This window comes from Picosynechococcus sp. PCC 7002 (genome assembly GCF_963860125.1).
In the GTDB taxonomy this organism is placed as follows: domain Bacteria; phylum Cyanobacteriota; class Cyanobacteriia; order Cyanobacteriales; family MRBY01; genus MRBY01.
Genome location: NZ_CAWLFA010000001.1, coordinates 2541548 through 2564140, shown reverse-complemented (window position 1 = coordinate 2564140; position 22593 = coordinate 2541548). Strand labels below are relative to the sequence as shown.

Sequence of the window (22593 nt, the reverse complement as noted above, 5' to 3'; positions counted from 1 at the left end):
ATGCCAGAGCATAGTCATTCCTCGCACCACTTGCCCCAAGATAATCGTCGGGAGGTACGGCGGGTGTTGTGGTTAACGTTGTGGCTGAACTTGCTCGTGATGACGTTAAAGGCTGTGGTGGGTTTGATCACAGGTTCCCTGAGTCTCCAGGCGGATGCTCTCCATAGTTTTACGGATAGCGCCAATAATGTGCTGGGCTTATTTGCCAATAAGTTCTCTTCACCGGAACCCGACCGGGATCATCCCTATGGCCACCAAAAGTTTGAAGCAGTCGGCGCTTTGGGGATTGGGATGTTTCTGGGGATTGCTTGCTTTGAAATTTTACAGGGGGCGATCGCCAAATTAATTGCTGGGCAGAGTGAGATCAGCATCAGCCTGGGGGAACTGAGTTGGCTCATTGTCGTGCTGGGAATCAATATTTTTGTGGCATTCTATGAGCGGCGGGCAGGCCAACGGGTAGGCAGTGCGATTTTACTCGCCGATGCCAAACACACCATGAGCGATATTTGGGTGACGATCCTTGTGATGTTGGGTCTCTTAGGGGTCTGGCAAGCGAAGGTTTGGGGGCTGCCACAACTGCAATGGTTAGATGTGGTGCTGGCATTTCCCGTGGCCGCTTTAGTATTTAAAAGTGCCTGGGAAGTGCTCACTGATAATTTGCCCTGGTTAGTCGATGAAATGGCGATCGCCCCCGAAGCAATCCACAAACAAGTGATGACAATTCCTGGGGTGATTAACTGCCATGACATTGCGTCACGGGGTTTGCGCGGTCGGCAAGTCTTTATTGAAATGCACCTCATTGCCGCCGCCGAGGATGTGGCCACTGCCCATGCCATTAGCGAAAAAGTTGAACGTCACCTAGAGCAAATTTTCGCCCCAGCGAGGGTCACCGTTCACATCGAACCCAAAGCCTATAGCTCCGATCACATCGGCTTTGATGGCACCTCTTCTCACCCATAAAAAAGCCCCCACCAAAGGAGGCAATCCTTCCGTCAGGTATTGTGAGAATTCAGCTCTATTGCTGACGATTTTCCATTAAATTAGCCAGACGTTCGATGGCCGCCGTGAGGTTTTCTTGGGCCACAACCGCCGGATCGGGGGCTGGGGGCGGCGCGTCTATTTCTTCCATGGCTTTCGCTCGGTTAAATCGCCGTTGCATTTTTTCGATGGCCCGAATAACCAAGAAAATCGCAAATGCAATCACCAAAAAGTTAATTACAGCCGCCAAAAAAAGCCCGTATTTAATGCCATTAAAAGACAATTCACCCAGGGCATCTAAATTAGCTGCACTTAAGGCGGGTTGTAAGATCGCGGGCGTAATAATATCTGCAACTAAAGAATTGACAATTTGACCAAAGGCCCCGCCGATCACGACGGCCACTGCCAAATCAATCACATTCCCCCTCATGATGAAGGCTTGGAAATCACTCCAAAAACTACTTTTTTTTGCCATAAATGCTCATTCCTTAGTGATGGATTAAAAACGATAAACAAAGATAAAAATGTCATCGCCCCTATAAAGATAAGCGACCCGATCCAGCAAATCAATTTTCTTAACCAATTCTTAAAAAGAACCGGGGCAAAAAATCAAAATCTAGCTGAAAACAAACCTTTAAATCAGCGCCGTCAACCGTCAAACAGTCGAAAATAAAGTTGCAAATTTTGTGCCCAACTTTACTTTAGGGCCAACGATTAATCACTTGTTGGTTATTTAGCCACCACTCCATAAACAATATGCTTCACTGGCAAAAATTCACGAATAATGGCGTTGTAATATTTGTGTTACTTAATAGTGTTGCCGTTAATTTTTTATCTTAATTATACTTAAGAAGCCTGTTCCCTCAGTTGCCATCTACTAACTTCCTAATTTAATGAATAAAAGCACTGTGCTCTTGGCTCTAGGTCTTGCCGCGATGCTCTCTGGCACAGAGGCGATCGCCCAAAATCAGCCAGCAAAAACGATTACCGTGGGGGTTTACCAAAATGATCCCAAGGTTTTTATTGATTCAGGTGGGCGGGCCCGGGGCTTTTGGGTAGATATTACGAGTGACATTGGGCGTGTGGAAAATTGGGCAGTGACCTATGTTCCTTGTGAATGGAATCAATGTCTCCAACAAATTGAACAGGGGCAACTCGATTTGATGGTGGATGTCGCCTATTCCGACACGCGAGATGAAGTCTTTGATTTTAATACCATCATCGTTTTGTCAAGTTGGTCACAGATTTATGCGCGCCGGGGTGTTTATTTAGAGACGATTTTAGACCTCGACCAACGGAGAGTCAGCATCCTCGCCTCTGGGATTCAACAGGAAGTCCTCCGAGAAAGAATTAAAGCCTATGGCATTCAGCCGGAACTGGTGCCCATCGATAGTTATCCTGGGATGTTTGAACAGTTAGAGACAGGGGAAGTTGATGCTGCCATTGTCAATAATTTCTTTGGGAATAAATTTAGTCCCGACTATCCAGTCAATAAAACCAATATTCTGTTTAATCCAGCCCGGTTACATTATGTCGTTCCCGAAGGCGATCCCAAGCAGCTCCTGCCTGGTATTGATCGGCAAATGAGTCGTCTCTTACAAGATCGTGATTCTGTCTATTATCAGGCGATCGCCCAATGGTTAGAGCCACCCGAAACATTTAATTGGCTCAGCTTACAAAATTTTTTCTTTAGCCTGATTGTCTATCTACCATTTCTCTTTTTAGGATGGTTTATTCTCCGTAACTATAGCCTGAAAAAAGAAATTAAACGACGCAATCAAATTGAGACTAATCTCCTTGAAAGTCAACAACGATATGCCAACCTCGCTAATACCGTTTCCATTGGGATCTTTCGCACTAATTTGCGCCATGAATGCATTTATGTCAACGATTACTATTGTAAACTGCTGGCAATTCAACCCGAAGAAGCTCTCCATAAAGGCTGGTTAGAAAAAGTCTATCCCGACGACATTGACTACGTTCGAGAACAATGGCTAAAATCCATCACTAATCAAGAACTATTTACCTTAGAATATCGATTTCAGCGTTCTGACGGTTCGATACTTTGGGTATACGGCCAGGGCACCGCTGAGCTTGATAGTAAGGGTGAACCCCAAGGCTATGTTGCGACCATTACCGACATCAGTACCCGAATCAAAATGGAGCAACAACTCAAACATGATGCCCTCCATGATCGTCTTACTGGCCTCGCCAATCGTAACCTACTAATTGAACGGCTCAATCTAGCCTTAAAACGTTATAAGCGATATCCCATCCATGAATTTGCAGCTCTATTTTTAGACCTGGATAATTTCAAAGTAGTCAATGATAGTCTGGGCCATGTTGTTGGGGACGAATTACTCATTGAAGTCGCCCATTTACTCAAATCTTTTATTCGCGATACAGATGTAGCCGCCCGCCTGGGGGGAGATGAATTTGTCATTCTCCTAGAGGAAATTCACGGGGTAGAAGATGCTGTGCATATTGCCGATCGCATCCTCAATGCATTGAATATGCCTTTCCAGATTTCTAACTACGGCGTTTTTATCACGACGAGTATCGGGATTATCATCGGTGACTCTCGCCATGAATCAGCCCAGGATCTACTCCGGGATGCCGATATTGCCATGTACCGGGCCAAACAAAATGGGAAGTCACAGTACGCGATCTTTGACCCTCAAATGCACCTACAGGCGATGCAACGTCTCCAATTAGAAGGGGAAATCAGATCTGCCATTGAAGAAAAGCAATTTGTTTTGTACTATCAGCCGATTATTAATTTAGAACAGGGCAATATTGAAGGGTTTGAAGCATTAATTCGGTGGCAGCATCCCCAACGGGGTTTGTTATCCCCCTACGAATTTATTGATGTTGCCGAAGAAACAGGGCTCATTATTCCCCTCGGTGAATGGATTTTAGACGCGGCCTGTCGTCAATTATTTGAGTGGCAGCAGGCGTTTAAAACACCCCTGAAAGTCCATGTCAATTTATCGGTTAAACAACTCCAAGATTCGCTGTTATTTTCACTGGATCGATTATTAGAACGCTATCCAGTTTTTCCTAATACCTTAGGGTTAGAGATTACTGAGAGTATGCTAATTCAAAATATCGACATCACTTGTCGTTTGTTAAACCAAATTCGTCTCAAGGGAGTTTTTATTAGCGTTGATGATTTTGGCACGGGGTATTCTTGTTTAAGCTATTTACACCAGCTCCCCATTGATGCGCTAAAAATTGACCGGAGCTTTGTAAATATTTCTGAGTTGAATGACCGCAACCGGGTAATTGCAGAATCTATTCTCGCCCTTTCTAAATCCATTGGGATTAAAACCGTAGCAGAAGGTATCGAAACAAAACAGCAATACCAGTGGTTAAAGAGCCAGGATTGCCAGTTTGGTCAGGGTTATTTATTTTCTCGGCCTGTTTCTTTGGATCAAGCAACAGATTTGCTACAGGGTCACTCCTTCGAGGTGCTAGAGAAGTTGCGGTCTTCCTCGTAATGTTGCTCTGGGCAATTTCTTGGACAGGGTTTGCCGGAAATGTCAGACTAAAGGACAGTAACAAGTTTTGAGGTTTAGTTATGGAAATTCGCGGTAGTTCGCAAACGGCAGCGGCTTGGGCGGGTGAGGCGATCGCCTTGGGTTTTTTTGAAAGTGAAACGGTACTCACGGTACCCGAAAATTTGACGGCCCTGGACGAACGCTTATCGGGGGTGATCGCGGAAGTAATCGCTGAAACGGAATTTAAAGGTAAATCCGGCAAGCTATCGGTGACCCGTCTTGGGAGTGGTGCGCCAATTAAGAAATTACTCTTGGTGGGTCTGGGCAATGCCGAGAAATGGAATAGTGCCGTCTTACGGAGTACCGCAGCGGCGATCGCCCGGGCTGTGAAAGGGGACAAAGCCATCACAACTTTGGGTTTGCAGTTGCCAGTGGCCGAAACTGAGGCGATCACAGCGCAAATGGTCACAGAAGGGATGTATCTGGGCTTTTATGAAGATAATCGCTTCAAATCAGAACAAAAAGACCCCCCAGCCCTCGAAGCTGTTGAAATCCTTGGCATTGGCGACCAACCAGCGGCGATCGCCTTGGGCACAAGCCTCTGTGAAGGGGTGATCTATGCGCGGGAATTGGTTAACGCTCCGGCTAACATTATTAATCCTGTGACCCTGGCCGCTTCCGTGGAAAGCCTCGCCAGCACCTATGGCCTGGAACTGAATATCCTCGAAGAAGCAGACTGCGAAGCAGCAGGAATGGGATCTTTCCTTGGGGTGGCGGCGGCCTCGGATTTACCCCCGAAATTTATCCACCTCGTTTATAAACCCCTAGGCACACCCCGGAAGAAAGTGGCGATTGTCGGTAAAGGGTTAACCTTTGATTCTGGCGGTTACAACATTAAACCCTCCGGCCCCAGCATCGCGATGATGAAAATGGACATGGGGGGCGCAGCGGCAACTTTTGGAGCGGCAAAGGCGATCGCCGAACTAAAACCCGATGTGGAAGTGCATTTCATTAGTGCGGCTACTGAAAATATGATCAGTGGTCGGGGGATGCGTCCGGGGGATATTCTCACGGCCTCCAACGGTAAAACCATCGAAGTGAACAACACCGACGCCGAAGGTCGCCTCACCCTCGCCGATGCCCTCGTTTATGCCGAAAAGCTAGGGGTCGAAGCGATTGTAGACATTGCCACCTTGACCGGAGCCTGCGTCATTGCCCTGGGTGACGATATTTGTGGTCTGTGGAGTGACAATGATGATCTCGCCCAGGCGATCGCCACCGCATCAGAGAAAGCGGGCGAAAAATTCTGGCAGATGCCCCTCGAAGAAAAATACTTTGAAGGCTTAAAATCTCCCATCGCCGACATGAAAAACACTGGGCCACGGGAAGGCGGTTCGATTACGGCGGCGTTGTTCCTCAAGGAATTTGTCGAAAACACGCCCTGGGCACACCTCGATATTGCTGGGCCAGCCTGGTCAGAAAAAGACGCCGATATTTACAGCAAAGGCGGTACAGGGTTCCCGGTGCGTACCCTTGTGCATTGGGTACTGAGCTAATTTTTGCATCTAAAGTTTAATTAAAAACCCCCCTTGGCCAATCATTCCAGGGGGGCTGTTTTATGGAAATTATCTATTTCAGTAGTCTGAGATTAAAGGGATAACGATACATTTGCCCTTCTTGAACCTTGGTCGCCGCCAAGATTACGACTGCAATCTGGAAAATGGCGATCGCCACAATCAGCGCCAAAAAGATAAAGAAACCAATCCCCGTCACAATTGCCACCAGGGCCGCAAAGGGATTATTGCTGCCACCAATGCCCAACAGGATCATCAAAACAACTCCGGCGATGATCAAAATACTAAGAATAATTCCCGCCGCTAAACCATAAATGGTCATCGAAATCTGGAAATTAACCGATTCCTTTCCGTGGGCATCGATCAGCTCGGACTCCTCTTTTTTGAGATACCAGACCACCGCCGGCGCAATCACATTGACAAAGGGAATCGCCCCAATGCCGACAAAGGCTAAGACAATCCAAGCCAAGCTCGACAGATGGCAGGCGATCGCCCAATTTCTTTCCTGTTCTGCATCCATAAATTTATAGTCCCTCCATATCTACCCTAAATATATAGCAGCATTGAAAATGCTAATATAAAATTTCGAGGTTCCCTTCTATGATTACAGACACGATGTTAGTTAATAGATTTTATCTTTTAGACTATTGATTTTCAAGAAGAAAAGATTCGATTTGAAGCAGAGTTTGGTTAATGGCATTAATCACAGACTCAATTTCAAACTTCTTTTTTTCTAAAGGTTCTAATTCTCTAGCTAAGTTTCTGCGTTGTGCGTCGCGGCTGGCTGTTTGAACTGTTCTTATAAATTTCCCTACTCCTCCACCGCCTCTAAATTTAGAGCCTTGTCTTCGTATAGAATCGGTGTATTGGGAACGAATTTGTTTTTGTTCCTGAATCACTTGCTTTTTTAATAAATTAAATTCTTTCTTTTTTAACTTAAGCTGCTTAATAATGAGCTTTGCTTCTGGGACTGTGTTAAAAGAAACAGAAATTTCGTCGTTATTGATTTTTACAAAGTCATTCATGAGTTTAATTGTTTATTGACAATAAAAAAATAAGCTATTTCCAACATTATTGTAGCCCGAACACTGCGAATTGAAATCAAAGGAATTTACAATATTTACTATTTATTAACAAAAAGATCTCCTTAGTAGTCATTAAGGAGATCTTTTAATTGTTTTTAGTGGATGAAATTATTTACAGAGTGATTTCTCTAGGGGTTCACCATGGTAAACTCCTACATCGATCGATCCGCCTTAGTAGTCGAAGTCACCGGCACCGGGAGCCGCACCAGCTTTATCTTTTTCAGGCTTGTCAACAACGATGCACTCAGTGGTGAGAACCATGCCAGCGATAGAAGCCGCATTCTGGGTTGCAGAACGGGTTACCTTAGCGGGGTCAACGATACCAGCAGCGAGCATATCCACGAATTCGTTAGTTGCTGCGTTAAAACCAGTATTGAAGTCTTTTTCCTTCACACGCTCAGCGATTACCGCACCGTTTTGGCCAGCGTTTTCAGCAATGCGCTTCAGGGGGGCAGTCAAGGCACGGGCCACGATCAAAGCACCAGTGAGTTGCTCCGCAGTGAGGTTATCATTCGCCCAAGTTTCTAATTCGGGAGCGAGGTGCGCCAGGGTTGTACCACCACCGGGAACAATCCCTTCTTCAACGGCTGCTTTGGTCGCGTTGATCGCATCTTCGAGACGAAGCTTACGGTCTTTCATCTCAGTTTCGGTTGCTGCACCGACTTTGATCACAGCGACACCACCGGAGAGTTTCGCGAGACGCTCTTGGAGTTTTTCTTTGTCATAAGAAGAGTCAGATTCTTCGATTTGACGGCGGATCTGCTCACAACGGGTCTTAACTGCCTGCTCGTTACCATCGGCCACAATGGTGGTGTTGTCCTTGGTGATGGTGATGCGGCGTGCTTTACCGAGCATATCAACGCTGGTGTTGTCGAGCTTGAGACCCGCATCTTCGGTGATCAGTTGGCCACCGGTGAGTACAGCAATATCTTCGAGCATCTGCTTGCGGCGATCGCCAAAACCAGGCGCTTTAACCGCAGCAACGTTGAGGACACCCCGGAGACGGTTGACCACGAGGGTAGCAAGGGCTTCTTTCTCGATATCTTCAGCGATAATTACGAGGGGCTTACCTTGGCGAGCAACCTGTTCGAGAATCGGTACAAGGTCTTGAACCAGGGTGATTTTCTTGTCAGTGATGAGGATGAAAGGATCTTCAAGAACCGCTTCCATGCGCTCGGTGTCGGTGACGAAGTAGGGGGAAGTGTAACCCTTGTCGAAACGCATCCCTTCGGTGATTTCGAGTTCGGTTTCCATGGATTTCCCTTCTTCGAGGGAGATCACACCTTCTTTACCGACTTTGTCCATGGCTTTGGCGATCATGTCACCAACTTCCTTGTCGTTACCCGCAGAGATGGCACCGACTTGGGCAATCGCCGTCGAATCTTCTACCGGACGAGCTTGATCTTTGATGCGGCCAACGAGGAATTCAGTCGCTTTATCAATACCACGCTTGAGGGCGATGGGGTTCGCACCAGCCGCGACGTTGCGGAGACCTTCCTTGACCATGGCATGGGCGAGAACCGTTGCTGTGGTGGTTCCATCACCGGCCACATCATTGGTTTTAGAAGCCGCTTGGCGAATCAAAGAAACACCGGTGTTTTCGATGTGGTCTTCGAGCTCGATTTCCTTGGCAATGGTCACACCGTCATTCACGATCTGGGGTGCGCCAAATTTCTTTTCGAGCACAACGTTCCGACCTTTGGGGCCGAGGGTTACCGCAACAGCTTCAGCGAGGAGGTCGATCCCTTTTTCGAGGGCGCGGCGAGCATCTTCGTTGTAAATAATAGATTTAGCCATAATGATTGAATTTCTAGGTTGAGCGTTTTACGAGAAAAAATAGAAAAATCTGAAACGATTGCTTAGGTCAAACCTAAAAATAATTACGCAACGGTTGCGAGGATATCTTTCTCAGAAAGAAGCACGTAGTCATCACCACTGAGTTTGATATCAGTACCAGCGTACTTAGAGTAGAGAACTTTATCGCCAACTTTGACATCAACGGCGGAACGGCTACCGTCATCATTGCGCTTCCCTTCACCAACAGCCACAACTTCACCGATTTGGGGCTTTTCTTTGGCGCTATCGGGGAGGAGGATCCCACCAGCAGTTTTCTCTTCAGATTCGCTGACCTTTACGAAAACGCGATCGCCGAGGGGCTTGAGGGTAGAAACATTGATGCTAATTGCTGCCATGGATAATTTCTCCAGATCAATAAACGACTAAATTTAGCTAGATTGAAGTTTAGCACTCTCAATCTCTGAGTGCTAATTTAGCGGAGAAAATTAAATCCAGACAACTCCTGATAATGTACGGGTTCCCGAACTTTAGATCGCCCCAAAAATTGAACTGTATTGCTTCTCAGGGGAAACCCTGACAGAGACAGCTTTCTGTCCCTGCCATGACTCTAAAAATAAACAAGGATCTACTGTTTAACGATCGCCCCGAAATCTGCCAGAACCCGCGCGTGGTTCCGCAACAGCCCAAGGAGATTGAGGCGATTTTCCCGCACAGCAGGATCTTCTGCCATCACCAAAACACTATCCTCCCCATCAAAGAACCGCTCAACTGTGGGGGCCAGGGCAGCTAACCCATCGATCAGTTTTTGGTAATCCCGTTCGGTGCGGGCCACTTCGGTGGTGGGCACGAGTTCCACTAAGCCGGCATAGAGATCGCGCTCGGAATTTTGCGCAAATTTCTCCGGGTTAATTACCCCTGTCGGATCAAGACTATCCGTGCTGAGGTTCCCCTTGGCGGCCAACTTTGCAGAACGGTTCACGGTGGCGTAGATTTTTGCGAGTTGGCCATCGTCACGAATGCTCTGTAAAAAGGCAGCGCGATCGCCGACATCCAGTAAATCCGTTAAGGCCCGTTCAGTGTATTCTGCATCATCACCCAGCACCGCATTCACCAGGTCATAATCAATACCTTTTTCGTCCTGGAGCAGAGTCTGAATCCGCTGAATAAAGAAGCTTTGCAGGGCTTCGAGGGGAGACGTTTTATCGGGGTGAGCCGTAACAAAATCCTTCGCACCCTGGGCTAACAGTTCTCCAAGGTCAATTTCAAGACCCGCGTCCCAAGCGACAGTAATAATTGCATTGGCCGCCCGTCGCAGTGCAAAAGGATCCGAGGAACCAGAAGGGATCATCCCCAGGCCGAAAATGCTCACCAACGTATCGAGGCGATCGCCCATGCCCACCACTTGACCGGCAAGGGTTTGGGGCAAAATATCATCGGCATTGCGGGGTAGATAATGCTCAAAAATCCCCTCGGCCACGGCGGGTGCTTCCCCACTGACCAGGGCATATTTTTGACCCATGATGCCTTGGAGTTCTGGGAATTCATAGACCATCTGTGTCACCAAATCCGCCTTACAGAGCATAGCGGTGCTGGCAATAATTTCTTTGTCCGCCTCAGACAGGCCAAGCTGTTCCGCGATTTGCTGGGAAATTTCCATAATGCGGTCTACCTTGTCCCGCATCGTCCCTAATTCTTCCTGGAAGGTGACGGCTTCTAGTTGGGGCAAATAGGTTTCTAAATGTTCATCGCAATCGGCCCGGTAGAAAAATTGACCATCCGCTAACCGCGCCCGGATCACCCGACCATTCCCCGCAGCGATGATCTCTGATTTCTTGGGATCACCATTGGAAATCGTAATAAATTTCGGGAGGAGTTTTGTTTTATCTTGGCGATCGCGCACCGCAAAATACCGCTGATGGGTGACCATCACCGTCGTAATCACTTCCGTGGGTAGCTCTAAAAATTCCGCTTCAATGTCGCCGACTACCGCCGTGGGATATTCCACCAAATTCACCACCTCAGCGAGGAGATCAGCGGGCATTTCTGCTTCACCACCAATCTCTGCTGCCGCCGCTTTGACGCCAGCAACAATTTTTTCTTCCCGCACCTGGGGATTAACTTCCACGAAGGCTTGTTGCAAGGTCACCACATAATCAGCAGCATTGTTCAGGGTCACATCCCCTTGATGTAAAATCCGGTGCCCACGAGAAATACGACCCGCTTCTAACTTACCGGAGCCGTTCACCAATTCCAGGGGCAAAACAGCATCATTCCAAAGGGAAACCAACCAGCGAATCGGCCGCGGAAAGCGCAGATCGCCATCGGCCCACCGCATAAAGCGCCGCCCTTCGAGGGCCGTAAACCAACCTAAAACCAGTTCCTGCAAAATTTCTGGCGTCGGGCGACCGAGGGTTTTCTTTTGGACAAAGACAAAGTCTCCTTTTTCCGTGGGGCGCACCTCCAGGGCGGACAGTTCAACCCCCTGTTTGCGGGCAAAGCCTTCAGCAGCCTTGGTGGGTTGACCCTCTTTAAATGCGGCGGCAGCGGGGGGGCCTTTAATTTCTTCTTCCCGATCAGCCTGCTGGTCTGGCAACCCTTGGATTAACACAGCCAGGCGTCGGGGGGTTCCGTAGACTTCGATTCCGTCTGGGGTGAGAAAATACTCCGTGAGGCTATGGGAAACGCGGTCTTTTAATTGGGCGATCGCCGCCGCGACAAAATCAGCAGGGAGTTCTTCTGTACCAACTTCAATGAGGTAGGTTGCCATGGGAAACGAAATCAGGTCAATAATGAATCTTGATTAGTTTACCGTGAAGCCACAGGAAAAATAGTGCCCATGGCAATTCATTACCCGCGTAGTAAGAAAAAACGGGCGATCGCCGTTCTCGAAAAACTCCACGAACTCTATCCCGATGCCACCTGTAGTTTGGACTATGAAACCCCCGTGCAACTCATGGTGGCAACCATTCTTTCAGCCCAATGTACCGACGAGCGAGTAAATAAAGTTACACCGGCGCTCTTTGCCCGATTTCCTGATGCGGCGGCCTTTGCCGGGGCAAATGTGGCAGACATTGAACAGCTAGTGCGCTCAACGGGATTTTATCGAAATAAAGCGAAAAATATTCAGGGAGCTTGCCAGCGGATTATGGCGGTTTTCAATGGGAAAGTGCCGCAAACCATGGAAGAGCTTCTGACCTTGCCCGGTGTGGCCCGGAAAACGGCCAATGTTGTTCTGGCCCATGCTTTTGGGATTTGTGCGGGGGTGACGGTGGATACCCATGTCAAGCGTTTGAGTAATCGTTTGCGCCTCACAAAATCTGAGAATCCGGTACAAATTGAACGGGATTTGATGAAATTAATTCCCCAGCCGGAGTGGGAAAACTGGTCGATCCGTCTGATTTACCATGGTCGCGCCGTCTGTAATGCCAGAAAACCTCAATGTGAGGTCTGTGCGATCGCCAATCTTTGTCCCTCAGCCCCCAAACCCCAGCCAGTTTAAGGGTCTTGTCAAAAGATAAAGCGACTGGGCACAAGCTGAATCCGGCCCGCATCCATTTCTGCCATCAAAAGTTCGAGGGCTTCATAATCCGCATCGGAAACATGGCCAAGGCGTGTCAACTCGGAGTTGATCGCGTTTTCAATTTCGGGGGTCATCTGTTTAATGAAAAGGGCTTTTTCCACTAAACGACGAATCATAAATGGCGTACTCACAATAGTAATGTTTCCCTAAATAAGGAACTGATTTCATTACAAAAGAAAGATTCTCTTATTGTCGCTGATTAAAGGTAAATAATGAATGGTCTAAATAGCGTAAAGTGGTGAAGTTTGTTTAGGTCATGGTTCCATTTTCGAGGTATTTACACAATTTCTCCCCGGTCTTAAATAATTTTTAAACTTCGGGCTTCTTTTTTTAGAAAAAATGTAAACAAACATACCGTTCTCGAAGCAATAAAGGATCTTTTGGTAACGAGATGTTTTTGTTCAGGATAAGTTATCATCACACCTGATTTTTGAGTCTCCCCCATACAATGGTTCTATCCCGAATCAAATGTTTAGCAGCCTTTTCAGGGTTTTTTCAACCGAAAAAGTTGTTTGATTTTTGTATAAAAGTTGTGACTAAGACGATGGGTAAACAGGGAAGTTCCCCTGGGGAGAGTCTACCGATGGATAAAAACCAACAGCCTGTTATTCTGCGCCCAAATTGTGCTTTGACAACCTCAAATCTTGACGTATTTTGGCGATCGCTCCATGGGGCGATCAATGACGAATTCAGTCGAGAAATTTTAGTCGATCTCCAGCAGGTAGAATTTATCGACAGTGCGGCGGCGGTGGTGCTCAGTCAGGGCACAAAATTGGCAGAATCCCATGGTAAACGCCTCGGCTGTTGTGGGATCAATTCCCAGGTGCGCATGGTATTAGAGCTGACCCAAATGGAGCAGTTTGTGCGCATTTTCAAAGATGAAGCTGCATTTTTGACGCAGACATCCCAGTTACTCGCGGCCTAGCATCTCGAAAGCTCTCCGGTATAATGGGGGACTGAATTGTTTCCCTCGACTCCCTTGGAGGTTCATCACCTGTGGCAACGGCTCCCTGTCTTCCTCAACCGGCTGATTACGAAGCGCTGATTACGACGGATATTTTCAAACCAGCGCGCTACTTGGGTAATGAACTGGGGGCAATCCATAAGCCTTGGCAAGGGGCAGTGGTGCGTTGGGTGCTGACCTATCCGGAAGTCTATGAGGTGGGTTCCTCAAATTTGGGCCATATCCTGCTCTACAACGTGATTAATGCCCAACCTCGACAGTTGTGCGATCGCACTTATCTACCCGCCGCTGATCTGAGCGAGAAGTTAAAGGAAAAAAATCTGCCGCTGTTTGCCCTCGAATCCAGGCGATCGCTGTTGGAATTCGACATTCTCGGCTTTAGCTTGAGCTATGAACTGGGGGCGACAAATATTCTCGAAATGCTTACCCTTGCCCAGATTCCCCTCACTTGGCAGGAACGAGATCAAGGAAATTATCCGTTCATTTTTGCGGGGGGACAAACAGCCACCTCCAACCCAGAACCCTACGCTGACTTTTTCGACTTTATCGTTCTCGGCGATGGCGAAGAACTTTTGCCCGAAGTGGGTTTTATCCTCGAAGAAGCCAAGGTTAACGGTCTGAGTAAGGAAGAAACTCTGCTGGATTTAGCTCAAGTACCAGGGGTCTATGTGCCTCGCTTCTATGCAATGGCGGCGGATGGTTCTGTGCATTCAACCCGTGACGAAGTGCCCAAGCGAATTTTGCGCCGTGTCGCCACGCCAATTCCCGCCTATTCCATTGGTTTAGTGCCCTATGTGGAAACAGTTCATGATCGCCTGACGGTGGAAATTCGCCGGGGTTGTACCCGGGGCTGCCGCTTCTGCCAACCGGGAATGTTAACGCGGCCTGCAACGGATGTCGAACCAGAGAAAGTCGTCGATGCCATTGAAAAAGGAATGCGGGCGACGGGTTACAACGAATTTTCTCTACTTTCCCTCAGTTGTTCTGACTATCTCTCGTTGCCAGCGGTAGGAGTCGAGATTAAAAATCGCCTCAAGGACGAAAACATTTCCCTATCTCTGCCTAGCCAGCGGGTTGATCGCTTTGATGAAAATATTGCCAATATTGTCGGTGGGACGCGTAAAGCGGGTTTAACCTTTGCCCCAGAAGCGGGCACCCAACGAATGCGGGATGTGATCAATAAGGGTTTGACGAACGAAGAACTGCTACGGGGTATCCAAACCGCGGTAAAAGAGGGCTGGGATAAGGTCAAGCTTTATTTCATGATCGGTCTCCCTGGAGAAACGGATCTCGATGTGTTGGGCATCGCGGAAACGGTGCAATGGCTGCGGCGGGAATGTGCGTCCCTGAGCAATCGCCGTTTAAACTTCAACATCACCATTTCTAATTTCACCCCGAAACCCCACACACCTTTCCAGTGGCATTCGGTTTCGACGACAGAATTTAAGCGTAAACAGGAACTGTTGCGGGAAGCTTTTCGACCGATTCGCGGCGTGAAGGTGAACTATACCGATGTGCGCATTTCAGCCATGGAGGATTTCGTTGGCCGGGGCGATCGCCGTTTGGGTAAAGTCGTCCGCCGAGCCTGGGAACTGGGGGCGGGAATGGATTCTTGGTGGGAGAATTTAGACAAAGCCTATGGCGCTTGGGAACAGGCGATCGCCGAATCCGATCTCACCTGGAAGTACCGCAAAGTCGAAAGTGGCGAGTGGAATGTTTTTGAAACCACCGACAACGACCCCCTCGACGCCCCCTTGCCCTGGGATCACCTCAACACAGGCATTGATAAGCAGTGGCTCAAGGACGATTTAAAGCGAGCCCTCGAAGCAGCAACCATTCCCGACTGTGCCTTTGATGGTTGTTCCCATTGTGGCGTCTGCAGTACTGATTTTGGCCATAATGTCGTCTATCAACCGCCCGAAATTCCCGAATTTGTCGGTCAATTTCAAAAGGATCAAGAACGCCTACAACGGTTCCGGGTTTGGTTCGGTAAGCAAGGGGATATGCGCCTGGTTAGTCACCTCGATTTAGTCCGTTTATTTGACCGAGCTGTGCGCCGCGCTTCAATTCCCGTGGCTTTTACCAACGGCTTTCATCCGAGCCCCCGCATTTCCATCGCCAATGCCCTATCATTAGGAGCCACCAGCTCAGGAGAAATTATTGATTTTGAGTTGCGCCAAGTCTTGGATTTAGAAGATTTCCGGCGACGACTCGCTGAACAGTTGCCCATCGATATGCCGATCTATCGCGTTGAGGAAGTGCCCGTCCGTTCTAAGGCTGCCACTGCGCTCCTTACGGAAGCAGAATACCTGATTGATCTTGAAACCGAAGAACCCGTTTCTGCCGTACAGTGGGAAGCCTGGCTCGAAGTTATCCGTCAGACTCCGGAAATTCTCCTCGAAAAGAAAACGAAGTCTGGCAAAATTAAGCAACTGAATCTCCGAGAAATGTTAACGGCGATCGCCCTCGAAAAAGTCATTAGCCCCACCCAAGTCCAACTCCGTTATCGAGGTAGTTGCCGCAATGATGGCACTTTATTACAAGCAGATCATATTCTTTATATGATGCATACTATGAGTCAGCAAAATATAAAATTGCTTAAGGTACACCGCTTTATTCTGTACTTATCTGAAGATATTTAATCTAGCTTAATTGATATTATCATTTCGCTTAAATATAACACCATCATCTGACTCGACTTCTCTCATTTATGTTCAAAAGACTGTCGTTATTCAAAAAGCAGTTGATAGGTGAACAAAAAGCCATTTTGAGTAACATTTCGTGGTTGTCATTTGAATATGCTGTTCGGATGATAATCGGTTTTTTTATGAGTGCTTGGATGGCAAGATATCTAGGAGCTGCTCAATTAGGTACATTGAATTATGCCGGGGCAATTATTGTTTTACTTCACCCCCTATCCAAGCTTGGATTAGATACTTTAGTTATTCGTTCTCTAGTTAATTTTCCTCAAGAAAAAAATAAAATTTTAGGCACCGTATTTTGGCTCAAACTTGTGATATCTAGCATTATTTCACTTGGGCTTATTGCTACAGGAGTTTATCTTTTTTTGGGAACAGACAATACTGAATTTAGCTTGATTTTTCTAATACTAAGTTCAAGTATTTTATTTCAAGCTTTTGAAGTCGTTAATTTTTGGTTTTCTGCTCAAGTTAAATCTAAATATATAGTTGCCATTAAAATTCTTGTATTCATAGTTGTCACTCTCAGTAAAGTTGCGCTCTTAATTCTACAAGTTCCATTGATTTATTTTGCCTGGATTATATTTGGAGAAGCTGCTCTGGAAGCAAGTGGTTTTGTCTTAGTTTATCAATTAAAAAAATGCCCGTTCAAACTTGAATGGAATACTGAGATTGCAAAATCATTACTTCATGAAAGCTGGCCCTTAATCTTATCTGGTTTGAGCATCATCTTATATATGAAGACAGACTTAGTAATGTTGGGGAGCATCGTTGGAGAAGAAGCAGTTGGCATTTATTCATCCGCAACTAAAATATCTGAAATATGGTATTTTATTCCTAATATAATTATTGCTTCAGTTTCCCCTTCAATTTACGCAGCAAAAGAAAAAAACAAAAAACAATATTACGAAAAAATCAAAGACTTACTATCCTTTTTGATTCGTCTATCTTTGATGATTTCACTTCCCATTTTGTTCATTGCATCTCCTCTTATTTTGATGATTTATGGGCCAGAATATTTTGCTGCAGGGACAATCTTGAAAATTCATATCTGGGCAACATTATTTGTATTTATGGGAACAGGAATTTCTCCATGGTTTATTGCAGAGAAATTAAGCAATTATTCCTTCTGGATAACTTTTTCTGGCGCATTACTTAATATTATTCTAAATATCTTTTTGATTCCTAAATATTCTGGCGTCGGTGCAGCAATTTCTACAGTTATTTCTCAGTTATTTTCTGGATTTTTAATCAACGCTTTTTTTTCACAGACAAGAATTGTATTTCGTCTTCAATTAAATACTTTAAATCCATTAAAATTTCCAAAAAAAATCAATAAAAATACCTAAAATGCGTCTTTAATATGATACTCGTCAACTTATCTATCTTATCTAAAAAGCCGACAGGGATTAGTATTTATGCTCGCAATATACTACCATCCCTTTCTCAACTAAATTCTAAATCTCTTGTTTGTAATTTTGACAATCGATTTACAACTTTCAATTCTTATCTAATTCCAAAAGAACTTAGTCCAGATTTTGGCTTAAAGGGACATTTTAAACGGCTATATTGGACTCAGTTTGCTTTGCCAAAAATTTATCAAAAACTAGAGTCAAACTTGATTTTTTCTCCTTTACCAGAATCACCTATTTATACCACTGCTAAAACTGTTGTTATGGTTCATGATTTAATTCCATTACGCTATCCAGACAAGCGTTCTCCATTACACTATTATCAGAAATTTGTTTTACCTATTGTGTTAGATCAAAGTAAGCATATTATTTGTAACTCCCAAGCAACTGCAGATGACTTGATGAATTTTTTCAATATTTCTGCTACTAAAATTACACCCATTTATCTTGCTTATAATCCTAAAAATTTTTACATGCAATCGAATAAGTCAAAATCTAAAAAGCCTTATTTTTTATACTTGGGTCGCCATAACCCACACAAAAATCTCCCTAGAATGATTAAAGCATTTTCCCTGCTTAAGGATAAAGAAGATTATGAATTTTGGCTTATTGGGCCTAAAGATAAACGTTACACGCCACAGTTAATTGATTTGGTGAAAAATCTAGAATTAGAAAATCAAGTCTTATTTAAAGATTATGTTTCCTTTCAAGACTTGCCTATGATTCTTAATCAAGCATTTTGTTTAATGTTTGTAAGCCTTTGGGAAGGCTTTGGCCTCCCTTTATTGGAAGCAATGGCTTGCGGATTACCTGTCATCACATCTAATCAATCTTCATTAGTCGAAGTAGCAAAAGATTCTGCCATCTTAGTAGACCCAAAAAATGTTCAAGAAATACGTAGTGCGATGGAACGCATCACCAAAGATGATAATCTTTATGCTGATCTAATGCAAAAAGGACTCCAAAGAGCAAGTATGTTTTCATGGGAAAAAACAGGACAAGAAACCAGACAAATTCTCCGGAATTTAAGTTGATTTTCAGGCTTGTTTTTTGATCTACTTTTTTGAGAGGCTTTAGGAGTAATTATTTAGAAGAAAGCCAACCATTTAATCTACCTTGAAAAATAAGCCAATGGAATTTAGCCCGCCATCCCTGCATTTTAGTTGCATAATATAAAGTTCCCAAAATTGGCCTTAATAAAGCGATTGCAACAAACCAAAATGGATAACTATGCTTTTTTAATACACGGCCCGTTCCTGGAGCATACCTTTTTGCGCGTGCCAATGCTTGTTGGTCATACTGGGTAATTGGTTCAAGATGGTAGACTTTTACTTCTGGATCATAATATAGTTTCTTATTTTGTGATAGCAAGTTTAGAAGATAATCAGTCTCATCCGAGCATTGCCAAGGAGAGTCTGCACCTGGTCCAAGTGTCTCATCAAAACCTTGGGCGTTTGCAAGTGCATAGGTTCGCAAAAAAATGGATGAAGTAATTCCTCTACGCCAGACATTAAACTTATGAATTTCTCCTGGATTCTTATCCCATCTGCTTGTTGTCAAATTTTCTTTTAGATCAATAGTACAACCACTTAAAGCATCCCAATTAATATTATTTAAAAACCAAGTATTGACTGACATTAAAAGTATATCTGGATACCAGCAATCGTCATCAGGAAAACTGACAATTTCACCAGATACATACCTAAATCCAAAATTCCTCCCCGCTGATACCCCCCTTTGATCATGCTTCAGGTAAATCAAATTAATCTCATTAAAATAACTTTCTAATGTTACTTTGAGTTTTGAAGTCTCATTTTGATCGACAATAATCAATTCAAAATCCTGATGTTTTTGTTTTATTAAAGAGTGAATTAGGCGCACGATTTTATTATGCCTATCTTCACCTAATGTGCTGGTGATTAAGGAGAATTTCATTTTCTAGAGAACACTTATAAAAAAGGAGTTAAAATATAGCGGTTCCAAATAAAATACAAGAGTATTGCGACTTTATTTTCAGAACTACATGTAATGAAGATTCTTTTATAAGAATTTATTTAATCCAACAAAACTTTCAAGAGAGCATAGTTGGATTTTTAATTTTATAATTCTATTTTCACGATTAGAGAAAGCTGTTACTGACTATCTCTCTTAAAAATCAAAATTCCTCGGCACATGCCGAGGAGAGTCAAGTCCAGACGAGAAATCTAGGTTTATTTTTTACCCAACACTTGAGACTTAAGAGAATTGAATTCTGCTAGCAATTCATCACGGTTTGAAGCTTTAAGCAAATAGCGATAGACAAACCATGCTGTGTAAGAGATACCAATCAGCTCAAAGGTGGGCGCTAATAGGGGAATATCGTTAATGGCACCGATTAGTGCGAAGGTCAGCTTGACGGTGATCAAAGCTGCCACAATCAAACCGACGGTGATCAGGGGTTGCTTATAGTCGGCGAAAAATTTCCCTAGCTCCTCAGGCAGTTCAGACAGAAAATCCGTGATGGGTTTGACTGCTTCTTGCCAAGGCTGCTCGGTTTGGGGGGAGGTCATGGGACCGGGTGCTTCGTTGTTAAACGGAGTTGTACCAGTTTCTACTTGGGTTTCAGGCTGTTGTTCCATCTTTCAAACCTATCCTTAACGATTTATATAGTACAGAGTGGTGATGGGGCAGTCTCACTAGGATGCAGCGGAGGTGCCTTTCAGATTTTGAGTAAGGGACGAATGATGCCCATATTATCAGACATATCTATAAATCTCTGTCTACATCCTACTGAGAGAATCAAGAATAGCTGATATAAAACGGCCTTGGCGATATCTCTTCCTTAATTTATTGGAAAAGAACTTTGGAAAGGCTGTCAATTTTTTGGTTTGTACTGCGCCTAAACGCTTAAGATGCCTATGCTATGATGATGCCAATTTTTATGAAATCGCGTAGAACGTATCATAGATCTTAGCTATCCATGTCTGCAAAATTTTAGCCTCCGGTTTATATGAGCCAGAAACCTGATCCCTCGCAAGTGCAATCCGTTTCTTCCGTTGGCACCCAATCGCAGCCAGTGTTATCGACTGAAGCAGGTTTATCGGAAGCGTCTGGGACGCAAGATTTAAGCATGGAAACGACGGCGATCGCCAATGGGGATCCAGAGCAAGCAACGGCAGAGACAGAGACAGAAATCCTTGGGGTTCCGCGTAAACGCCAATTTCTTCTCCCCAATTGGCAATGGTTAGGGTTGCTCTTAATTTTCCTATCGGGAGGCGTAGGCTTTTTGGCGACATCGGTTCTCCTGAGTTTTAATGGCAGCAACAATTGCAGTGCCCTGTTCTTGCCTTTAGCCTCCGCCACAACCCGCTTATACTGCGCCCAGATTGAGGCGGAGAAACAGACCCTTGCCAGCTACCTAAAGGCGATTCGGATGGTGAGTGGTTTTTCGGAGAATCACCCCCTCCGGGCGGATATTGACCGCAACATTGAGGTGTGGGTTTCGCAAATTATTGCCCTTGCTGAGGTGGAATTCCAGGCGGGAAAGTTGGATGAGGCGATCGCCATGGTGCGCGATATTCCCGAAAAGGCCGGTTTTCAAGCAGAAATTGAGTCCCAAATCACGGCCTGGGAAGATATTTGGCAAGAGGGAGAAGCGATTCTAGCTAGCCTGCAACGGCAACTCGAAGCAGGAGATTTAAGCCAGGCGATGCGGACAGTCGTCCAACTCAGTTATTTAGACAATCGCTACTGGGCTACGGTGAAGTACGATGAGGCCATGGCGCAAATTCAGTTGGCTCGCAAGGAAACGGAGCAGCTAGAAGGGGCCTATGCAGCCCTGCGTCGGGGCGGTTTAGAAAATTGGCTCCAGGCGATCGCCCAGGCGAGCAACATTAGCCAAGATAGCTATGCTTACCCCCAAGCTCAACGTTTAATTAGTGACGCCCGCGAAAAAATCATTGACTACACCGACAACATTATTGATGAACGCCGCTGGGATGACTTACTGGCCCTCTGCGATCGCCTACCGGATCAACTGAACCTCGACAACGTGGTGGTCGATTGGCGAATTCTGGCCCAAGCTGGCCTCAGGGCGAACCAAGGAACCGTTAAGGATCTCGAAACAGCCCTGGTGCAAATCCAAAGTATTCAGCCCGCCAGTGCTGTCTATGACCAGGCCCAAGGTCTGATTAGTCGTTGGCAACGGGAAATTGAGGACGTGGCGATCCTAGAACAGGCTGAGGAATTGGCCCAGGGGGGAAATATCGCCGACTATGAACGGGCGATCGCCCAGCTCAACCGTGTTCCCTCAGGCAACCCCCGTTACGATGAAGCCCGCCAAAAAATTCGCCAATGGCGTCGCCAAATTGAAATCGCCGAAGACTCTCCCACCCTGGCCTATGCGAAAGATTTAGCAGCGACCAATCGTCTCCAGGAGGCGATCGCCGAAGCCCGCACGATCCAATCCGGTCGCGCCCTCTACAACGAAGCCCAAGAAAATATTCGTCAGTGGCGCAACACCATTGAACGGACTGAAGATCAGCCGATCTTTGACCGAGCTGTGGCCCTCGGCCAACAAAAACGCTTCGATGAGGCGATCGCCGTTGCTAACCAAATTGCCCCGAACCGTGTCCTTTATGACGAAATGCAGGCTAGGGTCAGGAGTTGGCGTCAAGAACAAACCGCGATCAATAATCTCAATCGCGCCTACCAAGTGGCCAATGGTAACTCCGTCTCTGCCTGGGTAGAAGCCATCAACCTTACCCAAGAAATTCCCAGCAGCGCTAGCCAACTGCGGGCCGAAGGAAAACAGGCCGCTGACCAATGGAGCTATCGGATCCTCTCTGTGGCCCAGAGCCAAGCCAATATCTCAATCCCCCAGGCGATCGCCACCGCTCGCCAAATCCCCCGCAATACCGCTGCCTACGACGCCGCCCAAACCCAAATCAACACCTGGCAACGTCTCACCACCCCCAGCCCTAGTCCCCAAACCATCGACGTTCCGACAAACCTCTAATTTCCCCT

At 45.9% G+C, this 22593-nt stretch carries 18 protein-coding genes; 9 read left to right on the top strand and 9 right to left on the bottom strand.

Translation table 11 applies throughout. From position 1 onward, the window contains the following. Positions 1–960 carry a cation diffusion facilitator family transporter gene (locus tag AACQ84_RS12410; RefSeq protein WP_012308059.1) on the top strand — a complete coding sequence of 320 codons (960 nt, stop codon included), beginning with the start codon at positions 1–3 and terminating at the stop codon, positions 958–960. A 55-nt stretch (positions 961–1015) separates the two neighbouring features. On the opposite strand, the gene mscL is transcribed toward AACQ84_RS12410, so the two are convergent. Then, the gene (gene mscL, locus AACQ84_RS12405) at positions 1016–1453 is read right to left on the bottom strand and encodes a large conductance mechanosensitive channel protein MscL (RefSeq protein ID WP_012308058.1); all 438 of its coding nucleotides are present in this window, start codon (positions 1451–1453) and stop codon (positions 1016–1018) included. Between the two features lie 418 nt (positions 1454–1871). Here mscL and AACQ84_RS12400 point away from each other — a divergent pair, with 418 nt between their 5' ends. Together AACQ84_RS12400 and AACQ84_RS12395 are read left to right on the top strand one after the other, a co-directional pair. Next, positions 1872–4478: an EAL domain-containing protein gene (locus tag AACQ84_RS12400; protein ID WP_012308057.1), complete on the top strand. Its 2607-nt coding sequence runs from the start codon at positions 1872–1874 to the stop codon at positions 4476–4478. 80 nt (positions 4479–4558) lie between these two features. Next, positions 4559–6034: a leucyl aminopeptidase gene (locus AACQ84_RS12395; protein WP_012308056.1), complete on the top strand. Its 1476-nt coding sequence runs from the start codon at positions 4559–4561 to the stop codon at positions 6032–6034. 73 nt (positions 6035–6107) lie between these two features. Here AACQ84_RS12395 and AACQ84_RS12390 read toward each other — a convergent pair whose 3' ends face one another. From AACQ84_RS12390 to glyS, 5 genes are all read right to left on the bottom strand, one after another. Next, on the bottom strand, positions 6108–6572 hold the full coding sequence (locus tag AACQ84_RS12390) for a DUF4870 domain-containing protein (protein ID WP_012308055.1): 465 nt from the start codon (positions 6570–6572) through the stop codon (positions 6108–6110). A 124-nt stretch (positions 6573–6696) separates the two neighbouring features. Further along, on the bottom strand, positions 6697–7077 hold the full coding sequence (locus AACQ84_RS12385; RefSeq protein ID WP_041443625.1) for a hypothetical protein: 381 nt from the start codon (positions 7075–7077) through the stop codon (positions 6697–6699). Positions 7078–7308: 231 nt separating this feature from the next. Continuing rightward, positions 7309–8934, bottom strand: a complete 1626-nt coding sequence (groL, locus tag AACQ84_RS12380; RefSeq protein WP_012308054.1) for a chaperonin GroEL — start codon at positions 8932–8934, stop codon at positions 7309–7311. A gap of 83 nt (positions 8935–9017) precedes the next feature. Beyond that, positions 9018–9329 carry a co-chaperone GroES gene (gene groES / locus AACQ84_RS12375; RefSeq protein WP_012308053.1) on the bottom strand — a complete coding sequence of 104 codons (312 nt, stop codon included), beginning with the start codon at positions 9327–9329 and terminating at the stop codon, positions 9018–9020. 230 nt (positions 9330–9559) lie between these two features. Further along, a complete protein-coding gene (glyS, locus tag AACQ84_RS12370) occupies positions 9560–11701 on the bottom strand; it encodes a glycine--tRNA ligase subunit beta (RefSeq protein WP_012308052.1) in 2142 nt (713 codons plus the stop codon). A 69-nt stretch (positions 11702–11770) separates the two neighbouring features. On the opposite strand from glyS, the gene nth reads away from it, so the two are divergent. Continuing rightward, on the top strand, positions 11771–12433 hold the full coding sequence (gene nth, locus AACQ84_RS12365; RefSeq protein ID WP_012308051.1) for an endonuclease III: 663 nt from the start codon (positions 11771–11773) through the stop codon (positions 12431–12433). A gap of 8 nt (positions 12434–12441) precedes the next feature. Here nth and AACQ84_RS12360 read toward each other — a convergent pair whose 3' ends face one another. Then, on the bottom strand, positions 12442–12630 hold the full coding sequence (locus AACQ84_RS12360) for a hypothetical protein (RefSeq protein WP_198158658.1): 189 nt from the start codon (positions 12628–12630) through the stop codon (positions 12442–12444). Positions 12631–13046: 416 nt separating this feature from the next. Between AACQ84_RS12360 and AACQ84_RS12355 the strand changes: the two genes are divergently transcribed. The 4 genes from AACQ84_RS12355 to AACQ84_RS12340 all read left to right on the top strand — a co-directional run bounded on the left by AACQ84_RS12355 (position 13047) and on the right by AACQ84_RS12340 (position 18623). Then, positions 13047–13439, top strand: a complete 393-nt coding sequence (locus AACQ84_RS12355) for an STAS domain-containing protein (protein ID WP_159457021.1) — start codon at positions 13047–13049, stop codon at positions 13437–13439. Between the two features lie 71 nt (positions 13440–13510). Next, entirely contained in the window at positions 13511–16120 is a 2610-nt protein-coding gene (locus tag AACQ84_RS12350) for a TIGR03960 family B12-binding radical SAM protein (RefSeq protein ID WP_012308048.1), read from the top strand. A gap of 68 nt (positions 16121–16188) precedes the next feature. After that, positions 16189–17526, top strand: coding sequence for a flippase (locus AACQ84_RS12345; protein ID WP_012308047.1), 1338 nt, complete (start codon positions 16189–16191; stop codon positions 17524–17526). Positions 17527–17540: 14 nt separating this feature from the next. Next, the gene (locus tag AACQ84_RS12340) at positions 17541–18623 is read left to right on the top strand and encodes a glycosyltransferase family 4 protein (RefSeq protein WP_012308046.1); all 1083 of its coding nucleotides are present in this window, start codon (positions 17541–17543) and stop codon (positions 18621–18623) included. A 49-nt stretch (positions 18624–18672) separates the two neighbouring features. On the opposite strand, the gene AACQ84_RS12335 is transcribed toward AACQ84_RS12340, so the two are convergent. Continuing rightward, complete coding sequence (locus AACQ84_RS12335) at positions 18673–19524, bottom strand: glycosyltransferase family 2 protein (protein ID WP_012308045.1); 852 nt, start codon at positions 19522–19524, stop codon at positions 18673–18675. Positions 19525–19799: 275 nt separating this feature from the next. Next, positions 19800–20207 carry a CAAD domain-containing protein gene (locus AACQ84_RS12330; protein WP_012308044.1) on the bottom strand — a complete coding sequence of 136 codons (408 nt, stop codon included), beginning with the start codon at positions 20205–20207 and terminating at the stop codon, positions 19800–19802. A gap of 371 nt (positions 20208–20578) precedes the next feature. Between AACQ84_RS12330 and AACQ84_RS12325 the strand changes: the two genes are divergently transcribed. Beyond that, positions 20579–22585, top strand: coding sequence for a hypothetical protein (locus AACQ84_RS12325; protein WP_143589396.1), 2007 nt, complete (start codon positions 20579–20581; stop codon positions 22583–22585). Positions 22586–22593 lie beyond the last annotated feature (8 nt).

Bases quoted from the DNA above. Each gene is read 5' to 3' on its own strand.
- AACQ84_RS12410 (WP_012308059.1), top strand. From the start codon at position 1: ATGCCAGAGCATAGTCATTCCTCGCACCACTTGCCCCAAGATAATCGT.
- mscL (WP_012308058.1), bottom strand. From the start codon at position 1,453: ATGGCAAAAAAAAGTAGTTTTTGGAGTGATTTCCAAGCCTTCATCATG.
- AACQ84_RS12400 (WP_012308057.1), top strand. From the start codon at position 1,872: ATGAATAAAAGCACTGTGCTCTTGGCTCTAGGTCTTGCCGCGATGCTC.
- AACQ84_RS12395 (WP_012308056.1), top strand. From the start codon at position 4,559: ATGGAAATTCGCGGTAGTTCGCAAACGGCAGCGGCTTGGGCGGGTGAG.
- AACQ84_RS12390 (WP_012308055.1), bottom strand. From the start codon at position 6,572: ATGGATGCAGAACAGGAAAGAAATTGGGCGATCGCCTGCCATCTGTCG.
- AACQ84_RS12385 (WP_041443625.1), bottom strand. From the start codon at position 7,077: ATGAATGACTTTGTAAAAATCAATAACGACGAAATTTCTGTTTCTTTT.
- groL (WP_012308054.1), bottom strand. From the start codon at position 8,934: ATGGCTAAATCTATTATTTACAACGAAGATGCTCGCCGCGCCCTCGAA.
- groES (WP_012308053.1), bottom strand. From the start codon at position 9,329: ATGGCAGCAATTAGCATCAATGTTTCTACCCTCAAGCCCCTCGGCGAT.
- glyS (WP_012308052.1), bottom strand. From the start codon at position 11,701: ATGGCAACCTACCTCATTGAAGTTGGTACAGAAGAACTCCCTGCTGAT.
- nth (WP_012308051.1), top strand. From the start codon at position 11,771: ATGGCAATTCATTACCCGCGTAGTAAGAAAAAACGGGCGATCGCCGTT.
- AACQ84_RS12360 (WP_198158658.1), bottom strand. From the start codon at position 12,630: ATGATTCGTCGTTTAGTGGAAAAAGCCCTTTTCATTAAACAGATGACC.
- AACQ84_RS12345 (WP_012308047.1), top strand. From the start codon at position 16,189: ATGTTCAAAAGACTGTCGTTATTCAAAAAGCAGTTGATAGGTGAACAA.
- AACQ84_RS12340 (WP_012308046.1), top strand. From the start codon at position 17,541: ATGATACTCGTCAACTTATCTATCTTATCTAAAAAGCCGACAGGGATT.
- AACQ84_RS12335 (WP_012308045.1), bottom strand. From the start codon at position 19,524: ATGAAATTCTCCTTAATCACCAGCACATTAGGTGAAGATAGGCATAAT.
- AACQ84_RS12330 (WP_012308044.1), bottom strand. From the start codon at position 20,207: ATGGAACAACAGCCTGAAACCCAAGTAGAAACTGGTACAACTCCGTTT.
- AACQ84_RS12325 (WP_143589396.1), top strand. From the start codon at position 20,579: ATGAGCCAGAAACCTGATCCCTCGCAAGTGCAATCCGTTTCTTCCGTT.